We start from the raw sequence: 2773 nt of genomic DNA on the forward strand, positions 1-2773 counted from the left end.
GAACGGGACAGCCGGGGCGCCGCCGGTGCCGTCGGTGGTGGCGAACCGGCCGAGCCGGTCCCGTTTGTAGGTGCGGGCCTTGCGGGCGAGGTGGGCGAGCTTCGGGCGGGCCACCACACCCCCCGAAGATCACATCACTGGTAGCGCCGCGGACAGCCGCCGGGCGGCGATCTCGCAGTGCCGCTCGTCCGCCTCTATGCCAATCGCGCGTCGTCCGAACGTGCGGGCGGTCGCTAGGGTGGATCCGGAACCCGCGAACAGGTCGAGCACGAGGCCGCCAGATGGGCAGGAATAGCCGATCAGTGGCTTGAGGATCCCGGCTGGCTTCTCGGTGGGGTGCAACGCCCGTCCTCGGAGGCCTGGGACGGGGATCACCGAACGCATCAGCCGGGTATCGCCGTAGGAGTAGACGTTGGCGCCGATCGCTCCCGTGTGGGCCGGTGGCAGCTTGCGGTGGATGAGCCGCCCCCTCTCCCTCCGCTCTCCGGGTTCCCGCTGGGGATCCTTGTAGATGTCGCGCCAGGGGCCGCGGTACCAGTGGACGGCATACTCATGAACCCGCCGGAACCGGTCGGCGGCGAAATTCGTCCCGGTGCGTTTCTGCCACACGACATCCTGGGAAAGTTTCCAGGCTGCAAGGTCGTCCCGGCGGGCGAGGAACATGCGCAACGATCCGAACACCCACATCGACGAAGCCGCGCGGGCGGCGAGATCAGGCCAGCCGGAGGGCCAGCGGTCCCATGCCAGCGAGGTCTCCCCGTAGGGCGGGTCGGTGACGATGCAGTCTGCGGAGAGCTGGTCGGCGTGCTCGGCGAGGAGCTCGAGAGCGTTGGCGTGGTACAGGGTGACCGTGCCGTCCGACCAGTACGGGACCGGGAGGGACATCGAGTCGGCTCCTACTGGACGCTGTCGTTGCCGTCGTCCTGCCTGGGGTCGCTCTGGTCGCCGCTGCCGTCGTCCATCGGGCCCTGCCCAAACGGGGCGCCACCGAGGGGCTGTTCGGCGCCTATGCCCATCGGGTCCGGTGGGGCGTCCGCTTTGCCGTCCTCGTCCATGCGGGCGAGCTCGTCCTGCACCTGGTCCTCATCCCAGTCGGGATGCAACATTTTGACCAGCGTGTATTTGGATGCCGCGCTCGCAGCGAAGATCGCCTGTGCGGTCTGGGCGAGGGTGAGCATGTCCGCGTCGGCGAGCGCGGGCCAGGTCAGTTCCGGTGGCCCGTCGGGGATGACCGGGGCAGCGGGGGCGTTGGGGTCGACGATCGCGTTCGGGTCCTGATCGTCCGCCATCGGATCGGCGGTGGGCTGCTGCTGGGCGCGGGCGAGCGCGCCGAGCGTCGGACCCTGTCGGCCCGGCTTCCCGGCCTGCGGGGCCTGTCCGGGCTTGGCCGGGGGCTGCCCAGGCGCGCCGACGGGCGGAGCGCCCTGCCCGCCGTCCTGCTGCTGCCCGGGCGCCGGATTCTTCCCGAACGGCGGCTTGCCCTTGCCGAACGGACGGCGCTTCCCCGCCTGCGGCTGGGCGGCGTCGTCCTGTTCGTCCTCGCCGTCCTGGCCCTGCTGCGCGCCGGGCTTGGCCGCGGTCTTCGCGTCGCCCGGGGCCGGCTTCGTGCCCGGCGGGCCCGGTGCGGGTGTGGGCTGCTTGCCGGCGAGGGGCTTCTGCCCGCCGGTGCCCGTGTCCTTCCCGGGTTCGGCCGGAGCGTCTCCGTCCTGCTGCTGGCCGGGTTTCGGCGGGGTGTCCGCGGCCGGTGGCGGGGCTTGGACGCCGGCGAGCTGTGCGTCGAGCAGCAGCCACGTGTAGAAGAGGTCCGACAGGGCATGATCCCAGTAGCGGATCTTCTTCTCGCGGGTCATCACCGAGCGGCGTTCCCGGGCGTTGACTTCGGTCGCAGTCGTGGCCGTGCCTTCAGAGTCCGAGCCGAACGTCTGCGCCGAGTAGCCGGCGCCCCGGACGATCTGGTCCATCAGTGTGCGGGCGGTCCGCTCGTGCTCGTCCACCCGTATCTGGAACTGCGTCGCCGTGATCTGCGGCGGGCCGCCCGGGACGGGCAGCAGGTTGAGGGTGGTGTAGACCTCCCGGTCCTCGTCGAAGCCGGCGCCTTTGCCCTTGCCGAGGTTCTCCAGGTACTGCTCGGGCACCTGGATGCGCGCCTTCCCCAGGCGGATGTCGCGCATCCAGGACGTCATCACTTCGTCGAGCTGGTCCATCAGGGCGAGGACGGGCGGGGTGTAGTCGGAGCGGCCGAGCGGGGCGAGTTGCGGGAGACGGCGCCACTGGGGGGCGGGGCGCATGTTCGGGATGTAGCAGGCCGTCAACCGGCCCTCGACGGTGGCGATCTTGTTGCCGTCTTCGAGGGACTCGACGAGCCCTTCGAGGTCGGGCGCTTCGGACAGCGGAATCTGCCGTCCGAGGTTGTCCCGGTCACCCTCGTACAGGCCGTGCAGGATGACGCCGCGTTCGTGGCGCTCAAGGTGGCGGACCACCTTGCCGCGGGACTGCTGCGGGTCAGCAGAGACCAGCTCGCGCCAGAACGTGACCGCCCACAGCCGCCCGTAGCGGAACTCCGGGACGGCGCTGTCGGGGTGGACGACATCAATCCACGGGCCGTCCTGGAGATCCTCGTCCCAGACGAGACGGAGGTAGACCCCGCTGAGCGCGGCGGCGATCTCGGCGGCTTCCAGAAGTGTTGCGTCCAACATGGACGCTTCGCGGAGCTGGTCGAACCTCGTCTGTGCCGGGTCGGGGGGGACGTCGGGGGCGTCGACCGGGTCCGCTT

General features: G+C 70.7%; 1 protein-coding gene and 1 pseudogene. Both read right to left on the reverse strand.

The window, feature by feature from the left end; genetic code table 11:
• Positions 1-129 precede the first annotated feature (129 nt).
• Positions 130-885: a DNA-methyltransferase gene (locus AC08OO_RS21640; RefSeq protein ID WP_476618983.1), complete on the reverse strand. Its 756-nt coding sequence runs from the start codon at positions 883-885 to the stop codon at positions 130-132.
• An 11-nt stretch (positions 886-896) separates the two neighbouring features.
• Positions 897-2773 (reverse strand): annotated as a pseudogene (locus AC08OO_RS21645) (hypothetical protein); the annotation flags it as partial.

The sequence above is a fragment of the Frankia sp. CeCAU1 genome, assembly GCF_977971845.1.